20 protein-coding genes are annotated in these 17,889 nt (G+C 66.0%); 15 read left to right on the forward strand and 5 right to left on the reverse strand.

Features of this window, described 5'->3' with window-relative positions; all coding sequences use genetic code 11:
- Positions 1 to 76 precede the first annotated feature (76 nt).
- Positions 77 to 676 carry a polyhydroxyalkanoate synthesis repressor PhaR gene (phaR, locus tag ACTIEZ_RS11125; protein WP_439546747.1) on the forward strand — a complete coding sequence of 200 codons (600 nt, stop codon included), beginning with the start codon at positions 77 to 79 and terminating at the stop codon, positions 674 to 676.
- A 259-nt stretch (positions 677 to 935) separates the two neighbouring features.
- A complete protein-coding gene (dksA, locus tag ACTIEZ_RS11130; protein ID WP_439546836.1) occupies positions 936 to 1,358 on the forward strand; it encodes an RNA polymerase-binding protein DksA in 423 nt (140 codons plus the stop codon).
- A 15-nt stretch (positions 1,359 to 1,373) separates the two neighbouring features.
- Here the strand turns inward: dksA and ACTIEZ_RS11135 are convergent, their stop codons facing one another.
- Positions 1,374 to 1,535, reverse strand: a complete 162-nt coding sequence (locus ACTIEZ_RS11135) for a YdcH family protein (RefSeq protein WP_439546748.1) — start codon at positions 1,533 to 1,535, stop codon at positions 1,374 to 1,376.
- 226 nt (positions 1,536 to 1,761) lie between these two features.
- On the opposite strand from ACTIEZ_RS11135, the gene ACTIEZ_RS11140 reads away from it, so the two are divergent.
- Positions 1,762 to 1,959, forward strand: a complete 198-nt coding sequence (locus ACTIEZ_RS11140; protein ID WP_439546749.1) for a YdcH family protein — start codon at positions 1,762 to 1,764, stop codon at positions 1,957 to 1,959.
- 29 nt (positions 1,960 to 1,988) lie between these two features.
- Positions 1,989 to 2,552 (forward strand): tetratricopeptide repeat protein, encoded by a 564-nt coding sequence (locus tag ACTIEZ_RS11145; RefSeq protein ID WP_439546750.1) that lies wholly within the window; start codon positions 1,989 to 1,991, stop codon positions 2,550 to 2,552.
- Here the strand turns inward: ACTIEZ_RS11145 and ACTIEZ_RS11150 are convergent, their stop codons facing one another.
- A complete protein-coding gene (locus tag ACTIEZ_RS11150; RefSeq protein ID WP_439546751.1) occupies positions 2,553 to 3,014 on the reverse strand; it encodes an Hsp20 family protein in 462 nt (153 codons plus the stop codon).
- Between the two features lie 64 nt (positions 3,015 to 3,078).
- Here ACTIEZ_RS11150 and ACTIEZ_RS11155 point away from each other — a divergent pair, with 64 nt between their 5' ends.
- The 8 genes from ACTIEZ_RS11155 to ACTIEZ_RS11190 all read left to right on the forward strand — a co-directional run bounded on the left by ACTIEZ_RS11155 (position 3,079) and on the right by ACTIEZ_RS11190 (position 12,767).
- Positions 3,079 to 3,519 (forward strand): DUF1465 family protein, encoded by a 441-nt coding sequence (locus ACTIEZ_RS11155; RefSeq protein WP_439546752.1) that lies wholly within the window; start codon positions 3,079 to 3,081, stop codon positions 3,517 to 3,519.
- Positions 3,519 to 3,932, forward strand: coding sequence for a VOC family protein (locus tag ACTIEZ_RS11160; RefSeq protein WP_439546753.1), 414 nt, complete (start codon positions 3,519 to 3,521; stop codon positions 3,930 to 3,932). Before ACTIEZ_RS11155 ends, ACTIEZ_RS11160 begins: the two co-directional genes overlap by 1 nt.
- Positions 3,933 to 3,956: 24 nt before the next feature.
- On the forward strand, positions 3,957 to 4,763 hold the full coding sequence (locus ACTIEZ_RS11165; RefSeq protein WP_439546754.1) for an ABC transporter ATP-binding protein: 807 nt from the start codon (positions 3,957 to 3,959) through the stop codon (positions 4,761 to 4,763).
- A 10-nt stretch (positions 4,764 to 4,773) separates the two neighbouring features.
- The gene (locus tag ACTIEZ_RS11170; RefSeq protein WP_439546755.1) at positions 4,774 to 7,329 is read left to right on the forward strand and encodes an FtsX-like permease family protein; all 2,556 of its coding nucleotides are present in this window, start codon (positions 4,774 to 4,776) and stop codon (positions 7,327 to 7,329) included.
- On the forward strand, positions 7,329 to 8,375 hold the full coding sequence (locus ACTIEZ_RS11175) for a lipocalin-like domain-containing protein (protein ID WP_439546837.1): 1,047 nt from the start codon (positions 7,329 to 7,331) through the stop codon (positions 8,373 to 8,375). Before ACTIEZ_RS11170 ends, ACTIEZ_RS11175 begins: the two co-directional genes overlap by 1 nt.
- 75 nt (positions 8,376 to 8,450) lie before the next feature.
- Complete coding sequence (locus tag ACTIEZ_RS11180) at positions 8,451 to 9,671, forward strand: Coenzyme F420 hydrogenase/dehydrogenase, beta subunit C-terminal domain (protein ID WP_439546756.1); 1,221 nt, start codon at positions 8,451 to 8,453, stop codon at positions 9,669 to 9,671.
- Between the two features lie 547 nt (positions 9,672 to 10,218).
- Positions 10,219 to 11,538, forward strand: a complete 1,320-nt coding sequence (locus ACTIEZ_RS11185) for a ferredoxin reductase family protein (RefSeq protein WP_439546757.1) — start codon at positions 10,219 to 10,221, stop codon at positions 11,536 to 11,538.
- A gap of 287 nt (positions 11,539 to 11,825) precedes the next feature.
- The gene (locus tag ACTIEZ_RS11190; RefSeq protein WP_439546758.1) at positions 11,826 to 12,767 is read left to right on the forward strand and encodes a hypothetical protein; all 942 of its coding nucleotides are present in this window, start codon (positions 11,826 to 11,828) and stop codon (positions 12,765 to 12,767) included.
- A gap of 11 nt (positions 12,768 to 12,778) precedes the next feature.
- Here ACTIEZ_RS11190 and ACTIEZ_RS11195 read toward each other — a convergent pair whose 3' ends face one another.
- Complete coding sequence (locus ACTIEZ_RS11195) at positions 12,779 to 13,756, reverse strand: protochlorophyllide reductase (RefSeq protein ID WP_439546759.1); 978 nt, start codon at positions 13,754 to 13,756, stop codon at positions 12,779 to 12,781.
- A 71-nt stretch (positions 13,757 to 13,827) separates the two neighbouring features.
- Here ACTIEZ_RS11195 and ACTIEZ_RS11200 point away from each other — a divergent pair, with 71 nt between their 5' ends.
- From ACTIEZ_RS11200 to ACTIEZ_RS11210, 3 genes are all read left to right on the forward strand, one after another.
- Positions 13,828 to 14,907, forward strand: a complete 1,080-nt coding sequence (locus ACTIEZ_RS11200; protein WP_439546760.1) for an alanine racemase — start codon at positions 13,828 to 13,830, stop codon at positions 14,905 to 14,907.
- A 15-nt stretch (positions 14,908 to 14,922) separates the two neighbouring features.
- The gene (gene mtnP, locus ACTIEZ_RS11205; RefSeq protein WP_439546761.1) at positions 14,923 to 15,786 is read left to right on the forward strand and encodes an S-methyl-5'-thioadenosine phosphorylase; all 864 of its coding nucleotides are present in this window, start codon (positions 14,923 to 14,925) and stop codon (positions 15,784 to 15,786) included.
- 73 nt (positions 15,787 to 15,859) lie between these two features.
- Complete coding sequence (locus ACTIEZ_RS11210) at positions 15,860 to 16,720, forward strand: alpha/beta fold hydrolase (RefSeq protein WP_439546762.1); 861 nt, start codon at positions 15,860 to 15,862, stop codon at positions 16,718 to 16,720.
- Here the strand turns inward: ACTIEZ_RS11210 and lptA are convergent.
- Positions 16,695 to 17,186 (reverse strand): lipopolysaccharide transport periplasmic protein LptA, encoded by a 492-nt coding sequence (gene lptA / locus ACTIEZ_RS11215; protein WP_439546763.1) that lies wholly within the window; start codon positions 17,184 to 17,186, stop codon positions 16,695 to 16,697. The genes ACTIEZ_RS11210 and lptA overlap by 26 nt on opposite strands.
- A 3-nt stretch (positions 17,187 to 17,189) precedes the next feature.
- Positions 17,190 to 17,756: an LPS export ABC transporter periplasmic protein LptC gene (gene lptC, locus ACTIEZ_RS11220; protein ID WP_439546764.1), complete on the reverse strand. Its 567-nt coding sequence runs from the start codon at positions 17,754 to 17,756 to the stop codon at positions 17,190 to 17,192.
- Positions 17,757 to 17,889 lie beyond the last annotated feature (133 nt).

Consider the following 17,889-nt stretch of genomic DNA (forward strand, 5'->3'; position numbering starts at 1 on the left):
GCTCGCGGCGCGTCGGCATTGCACCCCAACTTCCGATCATGCTACGGCTTCACATTCAAATTTCTTGGGATCATCCATGGCCAGTGCCCCAAAAACACCCGACGCGAAGGCCGGTTCCCCCGGTCAGGCGCCGGTGATCATCAAGAAATACGCCAACCGGCGCCTCTACAACACCGAAACCTCCAGCTACATCACGCTCGACCATCTGGCAGTCATGACGCGCGAAGGCCGGGATTTCCAGGTGTTCGACGCGCGCACCGGCGAAGATATCACCCGCGCCGTGCTGACCCAGATCGTGATGGAGGGCGAAGCCGGCGGCCAGACCATGTTGCCGATCAGTTTCCTGCGTCAGATCATCGCGCTCTATGGCGATTCGATGCAGTCGATGGTGCCACATTATCTCGAAGCCTCCATGTCGGCCTTTGCCGAGAACCAGGCGAAATTCCGTGATGCCGCGATGAAGCCTTTCGAGCAGTTGGCGCGACAGAATCTGGCGATGTTCCAGGCCGCCACCGAATTGATGACCGGTGCCCGGCTGCGTGAGGGCAAGGCCGGTGATCCGCCCGCCAAGCCAGGTGCCAGCGATGATCTCAAGCCGGGCGCCGGCGATGATGTCGAGCAATTGCGTGACCAGCTTGCTGCGCTGCAGGCCCGCATCGACGGGCTGCAACCCTGAACTGACGCGCGCTGCCTGCGCTGCACGACATATGCAGCGTCAACCAATTTGGACACTTGCCGACAGCCCTGTTCAAATATATGGGGTGCCGCGGGAGTTTGGCTGTCTGGAGGGGTCTGGTCAGCCAGAAATTCGAGATCGGCAGCGTTGCCATCATCGGCAACGTCGGCCGACCGATATTTGGGGTGCGCGGTCGATGAAAAACGAGTCGCAAGGTGTTTTTGACGGTCCCGGCCAATATAGTGGTGGCGCGCTGACGATGCCCGCTGGTGATGACCTGCCGGCCGGCTATCGTCCCACGGCCGACGAAGAATTCATGAACCCGCGCCAGCAGGCTTATTTCCGCCGCAAGCTGCAGGACTGGAAAGAGCAGATCCTGAAAGAGTCGGAAGGCACGCTGGAGGCGCTGAAGGCCGAACCGCTCCGGGAGCCCGATCTGACCGACCGGGCCGCCAGTGAGACCGATTGGGGCATTGAGCTGCGTACCCGCGATCGCCAGCGCAAATTGATTTCCAAGATCGACGCTGCGCTGCGCCGAATCGATGCCGGCGAATATGGCTGGTGCGAAGTGAGCGGCGAGCCGATCAGCTTGGCGCGGCTGGAGGCGCGACCGATTGCCACAATGACGATCGACGCCCAGGAACGCCACGAGCGCGACGAGAAGGTCAGCCGCGACGAGTGAGCCGCGGCTGCCGGATCAGTGCAACTGCCCGGTGATTTCGTCTTTGAGCTTCAGTTTTTCGGCTTTCAGACGGCGCAGCACAGCGGTGTCGGGCACTGGCCGTTTCATTTCGGCGGCCAGATTGGCATCGATCCTGGCGTGGCGATTGGCGAGCTGTTCCCGGTGGGCATTGGCCATGGACATGTGCCTTTCCTGCGCTACGCGGCGCCGCCAGGGATTTGGCCGACGCCGGGACTCATAACTCCATCATGATTTGCCCGCACTGTCCATGGCTGTTGCGGCCGTTTACGTCTGGTTTGGCACGAACGCTGTGCTGCTGCCGACGCACCCCTTGAGCCGGCAGCGCAGTGCGATTAACCAATGGATGTGGGCCAACGGCTGGCCCGGCAGATGGAGCGCCAGGGTGGACGAAGCCGAAATCCGCGCCCGGATCGAGATGTTGCGCCAGGACCATCGTGACCTCGATGCCGCGATCGAGGCGCTGCGCGGGCTGCCAATGCCTGATATGATCCAGTTGCAGCGTTTCAAGAAGAAGAAGCTGCGCCTGAAGGACGAGATCATGATGCTGGAAGATCAGTTGATCCCGGACATCATCGCTTGAGCCGGCGGATGCGCTGGTGGTTGCCTGTGATGATGTGGGCGATGCCCGTGGCGGCGCAGACCGAGGTTGCGCCGGTCGGCGCGCCGCCCGAATCGCCGCCCGAATCGCCGATTGCGCGCCCGTGCCGCGAAGCGGCTGAAGCGCGCCCGCCCAGGCAGCAATTGCTGGCCCGCTGCGATCGGGCGCTGCGCTCCGCCGGTATCGCGCCGCCGGTGCGCCTCGCGATGCTGATGAACCGCGGCATCGCGCGCCTGCAGGCTGGAAAGGTCGAACAGGCGACTGCGGATTTCGATCTGGCGATCCGCGCCGCGCCTGGCCTTCCGGAAGCCTGGATCAACAAGGGCGTCGCACTGACCCGTCTTCCCGGCCGTCAGGAAGAGGCGGTGGCGCTGATCAGCCACGGCCTGACCATTGGCCCCAAGGAACCGGCGCGGGCCTATTTTGCCCGCGCCCAGGCCCATGAAAGCGCCGGCCGCCTGCGTGACGCGATGGAAGATTATGCGGCGGCGGCGCGTGCCGATCCGGATTGGCCGGCGCCCGGCGAGGAGCTGAAACGCTTCCGCGTCGAACGCCGGAAAATCCTGCGGGGCTAGTTACTCGGCGGCGATCGCCAGCCCATCCGGGCTGCCCGCCGCGAAGATTTCCACCTTGCGCGGCTTCTTGTGCTCGGGGATTTCGCGGACCAGATCGATGTTGAGCAGGCCGTTTTCGAAGCTGGCGCCGATCACCTTGATGGTGTCGGCAAGCTGGAAGCGGCGTTCGAAGGCGCGCTTGGCAATGCCGCGGTGCAGGTACACACGCTCCTGCGCATCGGCATCATTGGCGGCCTGGCCGGTAACCAGCAGGGTGTTTTCCTGCACGGTCAGATCAAGCTCTTCGCGGGCAAAGCCGGCCACCGCCATCTGGATGCGATAGCTGCCGTCGCCGGTCTTCTCGATGTTGTAGGGGGGGAAGCTGTCACCGGCGTCGATGCGGCCGGCATATTCGACCAATCGGTTCAGATTCTCGAATCCGATGGACGAACGCAGCAAGGGGGCAATATCAAATCCACGCATGGCAAAATTCTCCTCAAGCAAGTCTGCCTCTGGCCCCGCCCAAACCGGGCCGGGGGGTGCCGGCGTGCCATCTGGCCACGCCGGCAACGCAAATCTGGGATCACTGCGGCCGGTTTCAAGTGGGGTCGCCAGCCGGCGCGCGCAGTTGGCGGCGCTGTATCGCGACACCATCGCCTGTGGAGAGGCCGCGCGGCAGTGGTTCGATGGGCCGGGTCGTGATTGGCGGGCCGCACAGTCGCCGGTGGCGCAGGCGCAGGCCGCGATGGAAAGTCTGGCGGTGACGGCGCGGCTGTTGGCGGTGATGAACTGGCTGCTCGATCCGGCCAATGCCCAGCGCGCGGAGTCGGATGAATTGCTGCCGTTGTCCGCGCTCAGCCATGACGACGTTTTGGCATTCGGCGATGATCACCCCTTGGCGGCAACGCCGGGCGGTGCCATTGCCCGCACCAGCCGGCAATTGCTGGCGCGGGCACAGGCGATCTGTGCCCTCAACGGGGATCATTGATGCAGCCGTTTCATCTTGCCATCCCGGTCGATGATCTGGACGCCGCCCGGCATTTTTATGGTGCGGTGCTGGGCTGTCCGGAGGGACGATCGTCCGACACCTGGATCGATTTCGATTTCCATGGGCACCAACTGGTGATCCACCGTGCGCCGAAATCTGCCATCCACCGCAATCCGGTGGACGGCGATAGCGTGCCGGTGCCGCATTTCGGCCTGGTGCTCGATTGGCCGGCATGGGAAGCACTGGGCGCGCGCATCGCCGCAGCCGGCGTGGCGTTCGAACTGCCGCCGCATGTGCGATTCGAAGGCAAGCCCGGGGAGCAGGGCACATTTTTCCTGTTCGATCCGGCCGGTAACGCGCTGGAATTCAAGGCGATGCGTAACCCGGACAATCTGTTCGCCAAACAGGCGTAAATCCCCTCCCTCCGGGAGGGCATGGTGCCACACCCGGCTAACATCGGCGCCGGGCTGCGCTACACGGCGGCGATGCAAGTCGAAACGCCTCTTGCCATGGTGCAATCCTTTGTAGCGGGCCCGCTGCCGCTGGCCGATGCCGCGCCGATCCTGTGGGCGCGTGACCTGGCCAAATCGGTGCCGGCCGCTGGTCGCCCGCGGCAGTTGTTTGCCGGCCTCGATCTGGCGGTGGCGGCAGGTGAAGTGGTGGCGATCACCGGCGAATCGGGCGTCGGCAAATCGACCTTGCTCAATATCGTGGCCGGGCTGGATACGCCCGATTCTGGCCAGGTGCTGATCGCTGGCCAGGATATCGCCGGGATGGATGAAACGGCCCGCGCCGCCCTGCGCTGCCGGCAGTTGGGCTTTGTTTTTCAGGCCTTTCACGTGCTGCCGCACCTCGATCTGGCGCGCAATGTGGCGTTGCCGCTGGCGCTGGCCGGTGTGGCGCAGCGGGAGGCGCTGGCCCGGGCCGAGGCGATGTTGACCAAGGTCGGCCTGGTTGGTCGCGGCGGCGATTGGCCGGCGGCACTGTCGGGCGGGGAATTGCAGCGCATCGCCATTGCCCGCGCGCTGGTGCACGCGCCGCCGCTGGTTTTGGCTGATGAACCGACCGGCAATCTTGATCCGGAAACCGCGCGCCGGGTGCTCGATCTGTTGCTGGCGCAGGCGCGTGACGAAGGCGCCGCCGTGTTGATCGTCACCCACAGCGAGATGGTGGCGGCCGCTGCAACGCGGGCCGTGCGGCTGACCGCCAGCGGGCTGGCTGTCGGCACCGATCTTGCCGCCTGAACCGGCGCGCATGGGCATCTTGCCTGCCATTCTACCCGCTCCGGCCCGCTGGCTGTTGATCGGCGAATGGCGGGCGCAGCCGTTGCGCATTGCGGTGGCGGTGCTGGCGATTGCGGTGGGCGTTGCGCTGGGCTTTGCGGTGCATCTGGTCAACAGCGCGGCGTTGGCCAGTTTCGGCAGGGCGGTGGCCAGCGTGCAGGGCCGTGCCGATCTGTCGGTGCGGGCGCGCAGTGCGGCCGGGTTTGACGAAGCGCTGTATCCGATCATTGCCCGGCTGCCAGCGGTGGCGGCGGTCAGCCCGGTGGTGGAATTGTCGGCGAGTTGGGGCGAACTGGCCAGGCCCGGTGCTCCGAAGGCAGAAGGCGGACGCTTCACCTTGCTCGGCATCGACATGCTGCGCGCGGTGCGGGTGACGCCGGGGCTGGCGGCGCCGATGGCGGCAAGCGTCGGCGGCCGCCCGAACTGGGGCGGCGATCCGCTGTGGGTGTCCCCGGCGCTGGCCAAGGCTGCTGGATTGCAGGTGGGCGACATGTTCGGCTTCACGGCGGCTGGTACGCAGGTGCGCTGGAAGGTGGTCGGGCTGCTGCCGGGCAGCGAAGAGGCGCGGCTGGCGGTGATCGATGTTGCGGGTGCGCAGTGGCGCTTTGCCCAGCTTGGCCGGCTGCAACGGCTTGATCTGAAATTGAAAGAGGGCGTCGATGCCGAGGCTGCGCGCCGGGCGATCACGGCGGTGCTGCCGGCCGATGCAGTGCTGGCAACGCCGGAGGACGAAGCCAGCCGCGCCGATGCGCTGAGCCGTGCCTATCGGGTGAACCTGGGTATGCTGGCGCTGGTGGCATTGCTGACCGGCGGGTTTCTGGTGTGGTCGGCGCAAGCCTTGTCGGTGGCGCGGCGGCAGCCGCAGTTCGCGCTGATGGCGGTCTTGGGCCTGCCGCGCAGTGGCCTGGTGCGGCAATTGTTGGTGGAAGGGCTGGCGCTGGGGCTGGCTGGCGCAGTGCTGGGCGTGGCGCTTGGCTATGGCCTGGCGACATTGGTGGTGACGCAATTCGGCGGCGATCTGGGCGGCGGCTATTTTTCGGGCGCCAATGCGCGGCTGGCGTTTCCGCCGGTGGCGGCGCTGGTGTTCGGGGTGCTGGGCATCGTCACGGCGCTGGCTGGCAGCCTGGCGCCGGCGCTGAATGCGGCGCGGCAAAGCCCGGCCGCGGCCTTGAAGGGGATGGGCGAGCGCCCCGATCCGGCACGGCCGCCGCGGGCCTGGCCGGGGCTGGCGTTGTTGGCAGCAGGCGGCGTGGCGGCGTTGGGTCCGCCGATCCTGGGTCTGCCGATCCTGGGCTATGCGGCGATGGCGCTGCTACTGGCCGGCGGCGTGGCGTTGATGCCGGCGTTGGTGCGCGGACTGTTGTTGCCGCTGGCGCAGGCCGGCAGTGCCAATCCTGCCGTCGATCTGGCGGTGCGGCGGCTTTGGGGCGTGCCGCAGGCGGCATCGCTTGCCCTGTCTGGCATTGTCGCGTCGACTGCGCTGATGGTGGCGATGGCGGTGATGGTCGCGAGTTTCCGGCAGAGCGTCGATGACTGGCTGGTCGCGGTGCTGCCGTCCGATCTTTATCTGCATCTGGAGGCGGCGGATGCTGGCGGCCTGTCGCCAACTGATCAGGCGCGGCTGGCCGCGGTGCCAGGCGTGACCAATGTGCGGTTTCAGCGCGTGCAGACGATCCGCGTCGATCCCGATCGGCCGGGCGTGGCCTTGTTGGCGCAAGGCGGGGCCATAACGGTGCCGATCGTGGCGCAGACGGATGCAGCGCCGCCGCCGGGCAGCACGGCTGCGCTGATTTCCGAGCCGATGGCGTGGCTGTATTGCTGGAAGGTTGGCGAGGTGCATCCGGTGGTGATCGGCGGGGTGCAGCGGCCGTTGTTCGTGACCGGCATCTGGCGCGATTATGCCCGGCAATGGGGGGCGCTGATGCTGCCGATGCCCGATTACCGCCGCTTCACCGGGGACAGCAATGCCAGCGACGCCTCGTTCGATCTGCTGCCAGGCCAGGATGCCGGCGCCGTGCAAAAGGCGCTGCACGGCGCGTTGCCGGCGGCGGTGGCGGGGCAGGCGCAGTTCGGCCGCCCCGCAGAGATGCGGCGGGTGGCGCTGGAGATTTTCGATCGCAGTTTCGCGGTCACCTATGCGCTGGAGGCGATTGCGATCCTGATCGGCCTGGCCGGCGTGGCAACCAGCTTTTCGGCGCAGGTGTTGGCACGGATGCGCGAGTTCGGCATGCTGCGCCACATCGGGGTGACGCGGCGCCAGATATTGGCGATGCTGGCGCTGGAGGGCAGCGGGTTGGGGCTGCTCGGGGCGCTGGCCGGTTGCACACTGGGGCTGGTGATGGCGCTGGTGCTGGTGCGAGTGATCAATCCCCAGAGTTTTCATTGGACGATGGACCTGGCATTGCCGTGGCCGGTGCTGGGTGGGCTGGTGGCGGCGCTGCTGGCCTGTGCGGCGGGCACGGCGGTGGTGGCCGGGCGGCGGGCGCTGGGGCGCGATGCGCTGCTGGCGGTGCGGGCGGATTGGTGATGCGGCGCATTATGTTGCTGCTGCTGATGCCGCTGCTGCTGGGCGCGGATTTCGCGCCGGTGCGCCCCGGTGTGCCGCTGCGCTTCCCGGCCGATCATGGCGCGCATCCGGATTTCCGAACCGAATGGTGGTACATCACCGGCTGGTTGGACACGCCACAGGGCAAGAAGGGGTTTCAGATCACCTTTTTTCGCACCAAGCCCGATATCGACACGCCCAACCCGTCGGCGTTCGTGCCGCGGCAGGTGATCTTTGCGCATACTGCCTTGTCTGATCCCCGCCATGGCCGGCTGCGCCACGCCGCGCGCATTTCGCGGGCCGGCTTTGGCCTGGCGCAGGCCAAGGTCGGTGACATGGATGTGGCGGTGGATGATTGGCGGTTGTGGCGCGGCGCCGATGGCCGGATGCACGCGAAAATTGCCGGCGAAGGGTTCAACTTCGATCTGGCGTTCACGCCGACGCAGGGCGTGATCCTGCAAGGTGATGGCGGCTACAGCCGCAAGGGGCCCGACCCGGCCGAGGCCAGCCATTATTATAGCTGGCCGCATCTGAAAGTGGCTGGCCAGTTGATCGACAGCGACGGCAAGCGCGGTGTGACCGGCCAGGCCTGGCTCGATCGCGAATGGTCGTCCACGTTGATGAACGCGCAGGCGGTGGGCTGGGATTGGCTTGGCCTCAATCTGGAGGGGGGCGGCGCGCTGACGCTGTTCCGGATGCGCAATGCGACAAGCGGCGCGCTGTGGGCGGGTGGCAGTTGGCGTGATCCGGCGGGCAAGCTGACCGTGCTGGGCCGCGATGATGTGCGCTGGCAGGCGGCCGGCTGGTGGCAAAGCCCGCGCAGCAAGACGCGCTGGCCGGTGCGGCCGGTGGTGGAATATCGCATTGCTGGCCAGTGGCAGCGCATTGCCGTGCAGCCGTTGATGGCGGACCAGGAACTGGACAGCCGGGCCGGCGGCGGCCCGCTCTATTGGGAAGGCGCGGTGACGGTTCAGGGCGGGCGCGGCTATCTGGAATTGACCGGCTATGGCGCACCGCTGAAGATGTGATAACGCAGGACGCGGGCAGGCACTGGCGGCAGCTTGGCGGGGATTTTCACATTGCAAGAACAGCATCCGGCGATCATGTCGCCCGAATTCGCACCCGCTGCGGGCCCGCGCGGCCTGTGCACCGATTGCGGCGTGTCGCGCACCAGCACCCCCAATGATTGCGGCACCGCCTGCCAGTTCATCAAGCCGGATTATGCGGCGATGGAGGCCCAGGTGCACGGCCGGGCGCGTGACCCGGCGCGGGCGGATGAACTGTTTTTCGGGCCGTTTCAGCGCATGGCCCGCGCCCGGCTGAAACAGCCATCCGAAGGCGCGCAGTGGACGGGCATCACCAGCCGGCTGGGCGAGCGGCTGCTGGAAACCGGCGCAGTGGAAGCGGTGCTGACGATGGCGCCCGACCCCGAAGACAAATGGAAACCGCGGCCGGTGATCGTGACCCGCCCTGAGGCCATGGCGCAGGTGCGCGGCATGCGCATGGGCTATGCGCCGCTGCTGGCGCTGCTGGAGCCAGCCAAGGCGGCCGGGTTCAAGCGTATCGCCATCATCGGCATCCCCTGCCAGATCCATGCGCTGCGCCGGCTGGAGGCCAAATTGGGTTTCGAGCGCATCTATGTGATCGGCACGCCGTGCAGCGACAACACCACGACCGAGAATTTCCACGAATTCCTGTCGCTGTTGTCGGACAAGCCGGACAGCATCACCTATCTGGAATTCAAGGCCAATTATCATGTCGAGCTGCGGTTTGACGACGGCAAGCGCAAGGAAATCCCCTTCCTGATGCTGCCCTTGGCTGATCTGCGGCCGGATTTCTTCCCGCTCACCTGCCGGACCTGCGTGGATTACACCAACAGCCTGGCGGATATCACCGTGGGTTATATGGGCGGTACCGGCGAGCAATGGCTGCTGGTGCGCAACGATCGCGGTGCCGAACTGCTGGGGCTGCTTGGCGATGAAGTGGCGCTGTCCGAACCGGACGATAATGGCAAACCGGATGGATCGAAGCGCGCCGGGCCGGTGAAGGGGTTCATGGCCAACACCGAACGTGCTGCCGGCGGGCTGCCGCTGCGGCGCATGCCGAAATGGGTGCGGCCGATCGTAGGCGCGCTGATGCCGATCGTCGGCCCCAAGGGCAAGGAATTCGGCCGCACCCGGGTGGAAATGAAAGCCATCGAAACCATCCTGCATCTGCGCCGCGAAGCGCCCGCCATGATGAAGAACATGATCCCACCGCATGTGTGGACGCTGGTGGCGCGATACGGCTTGCGGCCGGAAAAAGGCGAGACGCGGGACGTTTGAGGCACAACCGCCGCGAGGCTCGACGGCGCAGCAATTGACCAGGTCTGAAAAAGGGGGCGGAAATTGCACCGGCCAATTGCCGCCCGATCCGCGTGATTGTACTTTACAAGGTGATCAAAGTTAGCCTTTTGCAGGTTTTTTGTCCAGTTTGCTTGACACTTTTGGCGCCCACACGGGGCGCCAACTGCGAAGGAGCATGGCATGAAATGGCCTGTGTAGGACAGACCGCGCAGCGACCTGCCTTCGATCATGATCCGATTGGGCCGAGCGCGCGAAGCCTGTGACCGCTCCGACTTTGTCGCGCAGGATTTCGGCCCGGAACCAGTTCGCGTGATCGCCGTTGAAAGGCCAGACAAAGTTCCACGAGCTTCGCCCGACACCGGCGGACATTGCTTGCCCGCTGCCGTTTTTGCGCAGCCTCATTCCCCGGCGACCTTCCCCAGCGGCAGGTGTGGGAGCAGACGCGCGTGCACAACACCCGGTTCAACCATGCAGCCCCTGACGGCTCTGGCCGCCTGACAAACGCCTGCCCCGAGCGGCAGCCGACATGACGCGCCTGAAGCTTGTATTTGCCGCAATCGCGCTTCTGGTGATCGCGGCATGGCTTGGGAGCGTTGACTGGTCGCTGATGTCGGGCGGCATCTGGTCGGCCCGGGGGCTGCTTGTCCCGTTGACCGGGATCCTTGCGATGGCCTTCATGGCGGCGGCCATCCTGCTGGCTGCAAGGCCAGTGCAGGTGGAGTCCGCATTGGGCGGCCTCGACAAATTCTACCGCTTGCACAAATGGCTGGGCATCGCTGCTGTCATCATGACGGTGCTGCACTGGCTGGTGGAAAAGGCGCCGAAATGGCTGGTCGAACTGGGGCTGCTGGCACCGCGGCAGCGCGTGGCTGGCGCAGCAGCAGAGCCGCGCCCCTTCGCGGATTATCGCGATCTGGCCTCCGATCTGGGTGAAGGGGCCTTCTACCTGCTGCTTGCACTGGCAGCGCTCGCCTTGTGGCGGCGGTTTCCCTATCATCTGTTCTTCAAGACCCACCGCGTCATGGCAGTCCTTTATCTGGTACTGACCTTCCACGCGATTGTGCTGACCCCGGCCAGTTACTGGACTGCGCCAATCGGTCTGCTGATGATCGTGCTGTTCACGGTCGCAGCCGTTGCGGCAGGACTGTCGATCTTCGGGAGAATCGGCAAAACGCACCGGTTCGCAGGCGAGGTCACCGATTTTCATCTCCACGAAGGCAATTCGGTTCTTGATGTCGGGGTGAAGCTGACGACGGCCTGGCCCGGCCATGCTGCCGGGCAGTTTGCCTTCCTGAAGTTCGAAGGCACAGAACGGGCGCACCCTTTCACCATTTCCTCGGGCTGGGCCAATACAGGCCGGCTTGCCTTCAGCATCAAGGGGATTGGCGATTACACCCGGCGCCTGCCAGCCATTATCAAGGTTGGTCAGGCAATCACCGTGGAGGGCCCCTATGGCCGCTTTGACTTTGGATCAGCAGCGGGACGGCAGCTGTGGATCGCGGGCGGGGTTGGCATAACCCCGTTCATCGCCCGGATGGAGGCAATCACGATTGCCGGACAGCCACAGGATGTCGATCTGATCTATTCGACTGGCGCGCTTGACGATGCCTTCGTCGATGAGGTTCGCAGCGCGGCCGATGCAGCGGGCGTGCGGCTGCAAATTGTCGATACGGGCAAGGCGGGGCTGGTCGATCTGGCGAAACTGGCCGCGTGGTTGCCCGATTGGCGTTGTGCAGACGTGTGGTTTTGCGGTCCGTCGAAGTTCGGCGACAGCCTTTATAACGCGATGCGCGCCGAAGGCCTGCCCGCCGACCGGTTTCACCGCGAACTTTTCGAGATGAGATAGGCATGGCCGGGCCAGGCTTGAAGTTCGGCGAGCATGGCTGCAGCCTTGCCGGGGGGACGTCCACTGGGGGGTTGCAGGCGCCCATCACCGGTTTCCGTTACGCCGGAATTGAACCGGGTGATGATGGCGGACTGGCCGGTGCGGCAAGGACGTGAATGGCGCGCAAATTGCCTGACGCCATTCGCGACCAGCGGTTTGCTACCCCGGCGGTTGTGCGTGGTTCAGCCAGCCTGTGTGATTGCAATTTGTAATCGTGCAGTTCTGTGCGTCCAGGAAAGATTCTCGTCATGAAAAACCGTCATCTTGTGTTCGCCAGCGCCGCGTTGTTGCTGGCCACGGCTGGTTCGGCGCAGCAGCAGCAGTCGGGCAATTTCCTCGATCAATTGCTGGGCGGCATTTTCGGCAACAACAGCGAGGTGGCCGAGCAGGCGCTGGAAAGCGATTGGAATCAGGGGCAGCGGCCGTTCGAGCAGCGCCGGCAGCGGCTGGATTCGCGCATCGATGCCGCGGTGCGGGATGGCACGATCAGCAGCAGCGAAGCCGATTATATGCACCGCGAATATAACGAGATCGTGCGGCTGGAAGCGCAATATGGTGCCAATGGCCAGATCACGCAGCAGCAGCGGGGCGATCTGCGCACGCGCTATCGCGCAATGACGCAGCGCATCAACAGCCAGCACAGCAATGGCTTTAATGGCGGCCAGAATGGTTATCAGAATGGCGGGCAGAATGGCGGCCAGAATAGTGGACAGTGGCAGTCGATTGCCCAGCAGAACAATCTGTTCGAACAGCGGCTGGGCGAAGCCCTGCGCAATCGCCGTATCAGCCAGGCCGAAGCCAACCGGCTGCGCAATGATTGGCGCACGCTTGCGCAGGTCGAGGGGCAATATCAGCGCAGCGGCATCGATGCCCGGGAACAGGCCGATCTGTGGACGCGGTATAACGCCATCGATGCCCGCATGGGCGGCGTGATGGGCGGCATGCAGGCTGGCGGGTTCGGCAATGATGGCAACACGCAGCGCTGGCGCCAGATGGAAACCCGCCTGGTGGCCGCTCAGCGCGCCGGCCGGGTGAATGCCACCCAGGTGGCGCAGATGCGCGCGACGATGGGCGATCTGGAACGTCTGGATGCCGCCTATGGCCGGACCGGCTATAGTGCGGAGCAGCGGACGTATCTGTCGCGGCGCTATGGCGAACTGGATGCAGCGTTGGGCTATGATCGGCGATAATCAGGGGGTCGTCAGCGCTTCCCCAGCCCCACCGCCTTCACCGTCAGATCCCACAGGCGTTCGTTGCGGGCATCGTTGGTGCCTCGCACCGACAGCTTCTGGGCAAAGGCTTCGCGGCCCTCTTTCTGGCGGTTGCCCCAGCTCCAGTGGACGCCGGATTGCGCAGCGAAGGCGGGATCGGCGATCACCTGCGCGGTGCGTTCCCCGGCCAGGGGCTGGCTGACATAGCCCTTGGTGATGTTCTTCTGGAACCAGGGGAAGATTTTCTGGAAGGCTGGCGGCGTGTGGCGGAACAGCGGCGTGTCGGCGACGCAGCCGGGGTAGAGCGTGTTGAACACCACGCCGGTGCTGCCCCAGCGTTTGTGGAATTCGCGGTTCATGATCATGCAGGCCAGCTTGCTGTCTTTATAGGCCTTGCCGGGCTTGAAGGGCTTGCCGTCGATCATGCCGATCGGCGCCTGGAAACCGGCGGCCAGACCGGCCAGATCGCCGAGATCGGCCGGCGCCGGGATCGGCACCTTGCCGCCGAATTCCTCGCTGTTGGCGGTGACGGTGCCAAGCGTGATCAGGCGGGCAGGGCCGCCGTGTCGTCCGCTCGCGGCTTTCAGATCGTCGATCAACAGATGCGCGAGCAGGAAATGGCCGAAATAATTGGTGGCGACGCTGATTTCATAGCCTTCGGGCGAGCGCACCGGCTCGGTGGCGCGCGGCAGATAGACGGCGGCGTTCAGCAGCAGCGCATCCAGGGGCAGGCCGAGGCCGTGAAATTCCTGCGCGAAGGCGCGCACGCTGGCCTGGCTGCCCAGATCGATATGCAGGATGCGGCGGGCGGTTTCGGGGATGCCGACGTCGGCCGCAGCCGCTTTCGCCTTGGCCAGATCGCGGCAGGCCATGATCACCAGCCAGCCGCGATCCGCCAGGGCCTTGGCGGTCCACAGGCCGACACCCGACGAGGCACCGGTGATGATCACCACAGGCTGGGCGGTCATGAGAAACTCCATCGAAAATCGGACTGATCTGGTCTTTGACTCAAAGCGCGCGGCGCGGCAAGACATCGCGCATGCAGCCGCATTCTGATGTTCTCGCCCGGATCAAGCCACCGATCACGCCTGCGCTGGTTATTCGCAGGGCGACGCTGATGGCCAATCTTGCGGCGATGCAGGCCGCCTGCGATGCGCAGGGCGTGCGCCTGCGTGCGCATGGCAAGATGCACAAGTGCAGCACATTGGGCCGGTTGCAGATCGCCGGCGGTGCCGTTGGCCTGTGCTGCCAGACGGTGGGTGAGGCCGAAGCCTTTGTGCATGGCGGCATCAATGATGTGCTGGTGACGGCGCCGGTGCCGCCGTGGGGCTGGCTGCGGTTGGCGGCCCTGGCGCGGCTGGCGCGCGTGGGCGCGGTGATCGACAGCGCGGTGCAGGCACATCATGCCAGCATGGCGGCGTTGGCGGCCGGGGCGGTGCTGGATGCCTATGTCGATGTTGATCCCGGCATGGGCCGGGCCGGGGTGCCGCCAGAGGGGGCTGGCGCGCTGGCGCAGGTGATCACGGGCCTGCGCGGCCTGCGCTATGCCGGCGTGCAGGCCTATTGCGGGCATCATCAGCATCTGTTGCCGGCCGAACGCGCGGCGAAACACGCCGCGTGGACGCAGCGGTTGCGGGCGCTGGTGGGCGAATTGCGGGATGCTGGCCTGGCGCCGCCGCAGGTGACCGGCGGCGGCACCGGCACCGCGGCGCTGGACCTGGCGGCGGGCGTTTACAGCGAAATCCAGCCGGGCAGCTATGCGGTGATGGACGTGGAATATGGCGATCTGGGTGATCTGCCGTTCGCGCCGGCGCTGTTTCTGGCCGCCAGCGTGGTATCGGCGCGCCACGCCAGCCATGTGACGTGCGATGCCGGGCACAAGGCGCTGCATCCCAATGGTCCGGCACAGCGCGTGGTGCTGCCCGCAGCCAGCCAGTACCGCCCGATGGGCGATGAACATGGCGCGATTCTGCCGCCGGGTGGGGCGGGGGAGGGCGATCTGGTGTGGCTGCAGCCTGGCCATGTCGATCCCACCGTGGCGCTGCACGACGCGTTTTTCGTGGCGGATGAGGATGGCGCGCTGGAACGCTGGCCGATCGATGCCCGCCGTTCCAGTTGATTGGGGGGCGAGCCTGTGACGTGGAAATTGGGCATCATCGGCGGATCAGGGCTTTATGCCATTGATGGCCTGGAAGATGCGCGCTGGGTGGCGGTGGAGACCCCCTGGGGCGCACCGTCTGACGAAATTCTGACCGGGCGGCTGCATGGGGTGGAGGTTGCATTCTTGCCGCGTCACGGCCGCGGGCACCGGCTTGCGCCGGGTGAACTGAATGTCCGCGCCAATATCGATGCGTTGAAGCGGCTGGGCTGCACCGACGTGCTGGCGGTATCGGCGGTGGGTTCGTTGAATGAGACACTCGCGCCCGGTGATTTCGTGGTGGTGGACCAGTTCATCGATCGCACCAAGGGGCGGGCCGGCAGTTTCTTTGGCAGCGGGCTGGTGGCGCATGTGCCGATGGCCGATCCGGTCTGCCCGCGGCTGTCGGGCCTGGCCGGCGATGCGGTGGCGGCCTCTGGGGGCCGGCTGCATCGCGGTGCCACCTATCTGGCGATGGAAGGCCCGGCGTTTTCGACGCGCGCTGAAAGCCGGCTGCACCAGGCCTGGGGCTGCGATCTGGTGGGGATGACCGCGATGCCCGAAGCCAAATTGGCGCGCGAGGCCGAGCTGCCCTATGCGCTGCTGGCGATGGTGACGGATTATGATTGCTGGCATGACGGCGCCGATGTGGACATGGCCGACATCATGGCGGTGATGCAGGGCAATGCCGCCCTGGCCCGCGCCAGCATCACTTCGCTGTGTGCCAGCCTGCCGGCGAGGCGCGCGCCGAGCCCGATCGACACGGTGCTGGATGCAGCGATCATGACGGCGCCTGAGGTGCGCGATCCGGTGCTGCTGGCGAAGAACGCGGCGATCTTGCGGCGATGGCTTGCACGCTAGGGGGCTTGCACGATAGCGGGCTGGCAAAAGGGCGCACTGGCTGACACGCCTTGGTCTGCTATCGCTCGGCGCCATGGATCGCATCACAATTTCCACGCCGGCCGGCCCGGTTTCGGCGTTGCAGGGCGGGGCGGGCGGCCGCCTGCATTTCGCGCACGCGACGGGGATGAATGCGCAGGTTTATGCGCGGCTGCTGGCACCGCTGGCGGGCAGTTTTGCAATCACCGCCAGCGATGCGCGGGGCCATGGTCTCAGCGGCCTGCCCAAGGACCCGGCGGCGCTGAACAGTTGGGATGATTTCGCGTCTGATCTCAACAATCTGCTCGATGTGATCGATGGCGGCGCGCGCTGGCTGCTGGCGGGCCATTCGATGGGGGCGGCGGTGTCGCTGCTCGCCGCGTCGCTGCGGCCGGAACGGGTGGCGGGGCTGGTGCTGATCGATCCGGCGATGCTGCCGTTCGATGTCGCCGCGCTGGTGCGGGCCGGCCAGGCGATTCCCAATCCGATGGCCGATCAGGCCGCCAAGCGCCGCGGGCTGTTTCCCAGCCGCGCCGATGCCCGCGCTGCCTATCATGGCCGCGGCGTGTTCCGCAGTTGGGCCGACGCGGATCTTGATGCCTATCTGGCTGGCGGGTTGGTGGACATCGCCGAGGGCGCCGAACTGGCCTGTGCGCCGGCGTTTGAATCGGCAACCTTCCGTGCCGTGTCGCCGAATATCGAGCCCGCGCTGCACGCGCTGCGGTGCCCGTTCATCCTGCTGGCCGGGGAACATGGATCGACCGTGCAGGCGGCCGAACTGGCGGCGTTCGCGGCGCATCCGGCCTGTCTGCGCGCGGTGCGCGTGCCGGGCACCACGCATTTCCTGCCGCTGGAGCGCCCCGAGTTGGTGCACGACGCGATAATCGAAGTCAGTTCTTCGGCTGCGGCGCGGTAAAGCGCCCGGTGACGCGCCCGGAAGGATTGGCCGCCGAGCGATTGTCGAAACCGATGCTGCGCGTGTTGAGGTTCCACACCACGCGGGCGCCGGCCAACTGATCGCCGGGGCGATCGACCTTCACATTGCCGAGCAACGTCACCAGCCGGCTGTTCAGGTCATAAATCCCGCTGTTGGCGGTGGCGCGCATCGTGTCCTGCCGCAGCCGCACATTGCCCAGCGCATCCAGTCGCTGCACCTGCGGATTGCCGGCACCATCCTTGGCATAGCTGATACGCACGCGATCGGCGTTCAGTGTCAGGCTGCCCTGGCGGATGACCACGGCACCTGAAAAAATCGCTTCGTTGTCATTGTCCTCGATATCGACGCGGGCCGCATCGACATCGATCGGTGCAGTGCTGTCGAAGCGCTGCGCGGCCGCCGGGGCGGCAGTGATCAGCAACAGACAAAGCAGGGCACGCGACATGGCTTATCCTCTGCCGCCGCGCTGGTTGATGCGCAAGTGCACATTGCCGTCGAGCCTGACGCTCTGCCCCGCCAGATCGCCGCTCATGCGGTCGGCGCTGAAATCGCCCATCGGCAGCGTACCGGTCACCGGGCTTTGCGTGTTCACCCGCCGGCGCTTCAGATCGACGAACACGGTATCGGCATCCAGGCTGTAGCCACCATCGGAGCGCAGCTTGACCGGCCCGGCGACCTCCAGCCGATCTTCATCGAGGAAATAGCGGCCCGAAGGCGCGGAGACCTGCGCCGGCCCGTCGCGGCCGTCGAGCCTGGCCTGCAATGTGACCAGTTCGACGATGGGCACGGCGCTGCTTTTCTGCATGGCACTGCCGGCAGAAATGGCGAACGCCTCCCCCGCGGCGGTCTTGCCGCGATATTCGGCGCGGTTCACCCGCAGCCGTTCGCGTGACACCGCCACCTGATCCTTGGCGAGCAGGAAGGAAAATTCCTGCACGCTGAGCAGCGGCCAGATCAGGATGGCCATGCCGATCACGAAGGCGGCGGCGGGCAGCAGCCATTTCAGCACGGTCATGCGCTGTTCGTGGCCGCTGCCTGGCAGGGCCGCGCGCTGCCGCCGCGAGAGCGGGGCGTCTGGCGCGGAAGGAGGGGGTGAAGCCACGCTGGCAGGCTTTCATATATCCGGGGCCGGGCGAAAATCCGGCGCC

Origin of the sequence: Sandarakinorhabdus sp. (assembly GCF_051860625.1) — a bacterium.
GTDB lineage: Bacteria > Pseudomonadota > Alphaproteobacteria > Sphingomonadales > Sphingomonadaceae > Sandarakinorhabdus.

Excerpts from the sequence above, each read along its gene's own strand:
- ACTIEZ_RS11160 (WP_439546753.1), top strand. The coding sequence starts at position 3,519 with ATGCAGCCGTTTCATCTTGCCATCCCGGTCGATGATCTGGACGCCGCC.
- ACTIEZ_RS11145 (WP_439546750.1), top strand. The coding sequence starts at position 1,989 with ATGATGTGGGCGATGCCCGTGGCGGCGCAGACCGAGGTTGCGCCGGTC.
- ACTIEZ_RS11180 (WP_439546756.1), top strand. The coding sequence starts at position 8,451 with ATGTCGCCCGAATTCGCACCCGCTGCGGGCCCGCGCGGCCTGTGCACC.
- ACTIEZ_RS11175 (WP_439546837.1), top strand. The coding sequence starts at position 7,329 with ATGCGGCGCATTATGTTGCTGCTGCTGATGCCGCTGCTGCTGGGCGCG.
- phaR (WP_439546747.1), top strand. The coding sequence starts at position 77 with ATGGCCAGTGCCCCAAAAACACCCGACGCGAAGGCCGGTTCCCCCGGT.
- lptA (WP_439546763.1), bottom strand. The coding sequence starts at position 17,186 with ATGTCGCGTGCCCTGCTTTGTCTGTTGCTGATCACTGCCGCCCCGGCG.
- ACTIEZ_RS11185 (WP_439546757.1), top strand. The coding sequence starts at position 10,219 with ATGACGCGCCTGAAGCTTGTATTTGCCGCAATCGCGCTTCTGGTGATC.
- ACTIEZ_RS11150 (WP_439546751.1), bottom strand. The coding sequence starts at position 3,014 with ATGCGTGGATTTGATATTGCCCCCTTGCTGCGTTCGTCCATCGGATTC.
- ACTIEZ_RS11190 (WP_439546758.1), top strand. The coding sequence starts at position 11,826 with ATGAAAAACCGTCATCTTGTGTTCGCCAGCGCCGCGTTGTTGCTGGCC.
- ACTIEZ_RS11210 (WP_439546762.1), top strand. The coding sequence starts at position 15,860 with ATGGATCGCATCACAATTTCCACGCCGGCCGGCCCGGTTTCGGCGTTG.
- lptC (WP_439546764.1), bottom strand. The coding sequence starts at position 17,756 with ATGACCGTGCTGAAATGGCTGCTGCCCGCCGCCGCCTTCGTGATCGGC.
- ACTIEZ_RS11200 (WP_439546760.1), top strand. The coding sequence starts at position 13,828 with ATGCAGCCGCATTCTGATGTTCTCGCCCGGATCAAGCCACCGATCACG.
- ACTIEZ_RS11135 (WP_439546748.1), bottom strand. The coding sequence starts at position 1,535 with ATGGCCAATGCCCACCGGGAACAGCTCGCCAATCGCCACGCCAGGATC.
- ACTIEZ_RS11195 (WP_439546759.1), bottom strand. The coding sequence starts at position 13,756 with ATGACCGCCCAGCCTGTGGTGATCATCACCGGTGCCTCGTCGGGTGTC.
- ACTIEZ_RS11170 (WP_439546755.1), top strand. The coding sequence starts at position 4,774 with ATGGGCATCTTGCCTGCCATTCTACCCGCTCCGGCCCGCTGGCTGTTG.
- dksA (WP_439546836.1), top strand. The coding sequence starts at position 936 with ATGCCCGCTGGTGATGACCTGCCGGCCGGCTATCGTCCCACGGCCGAC.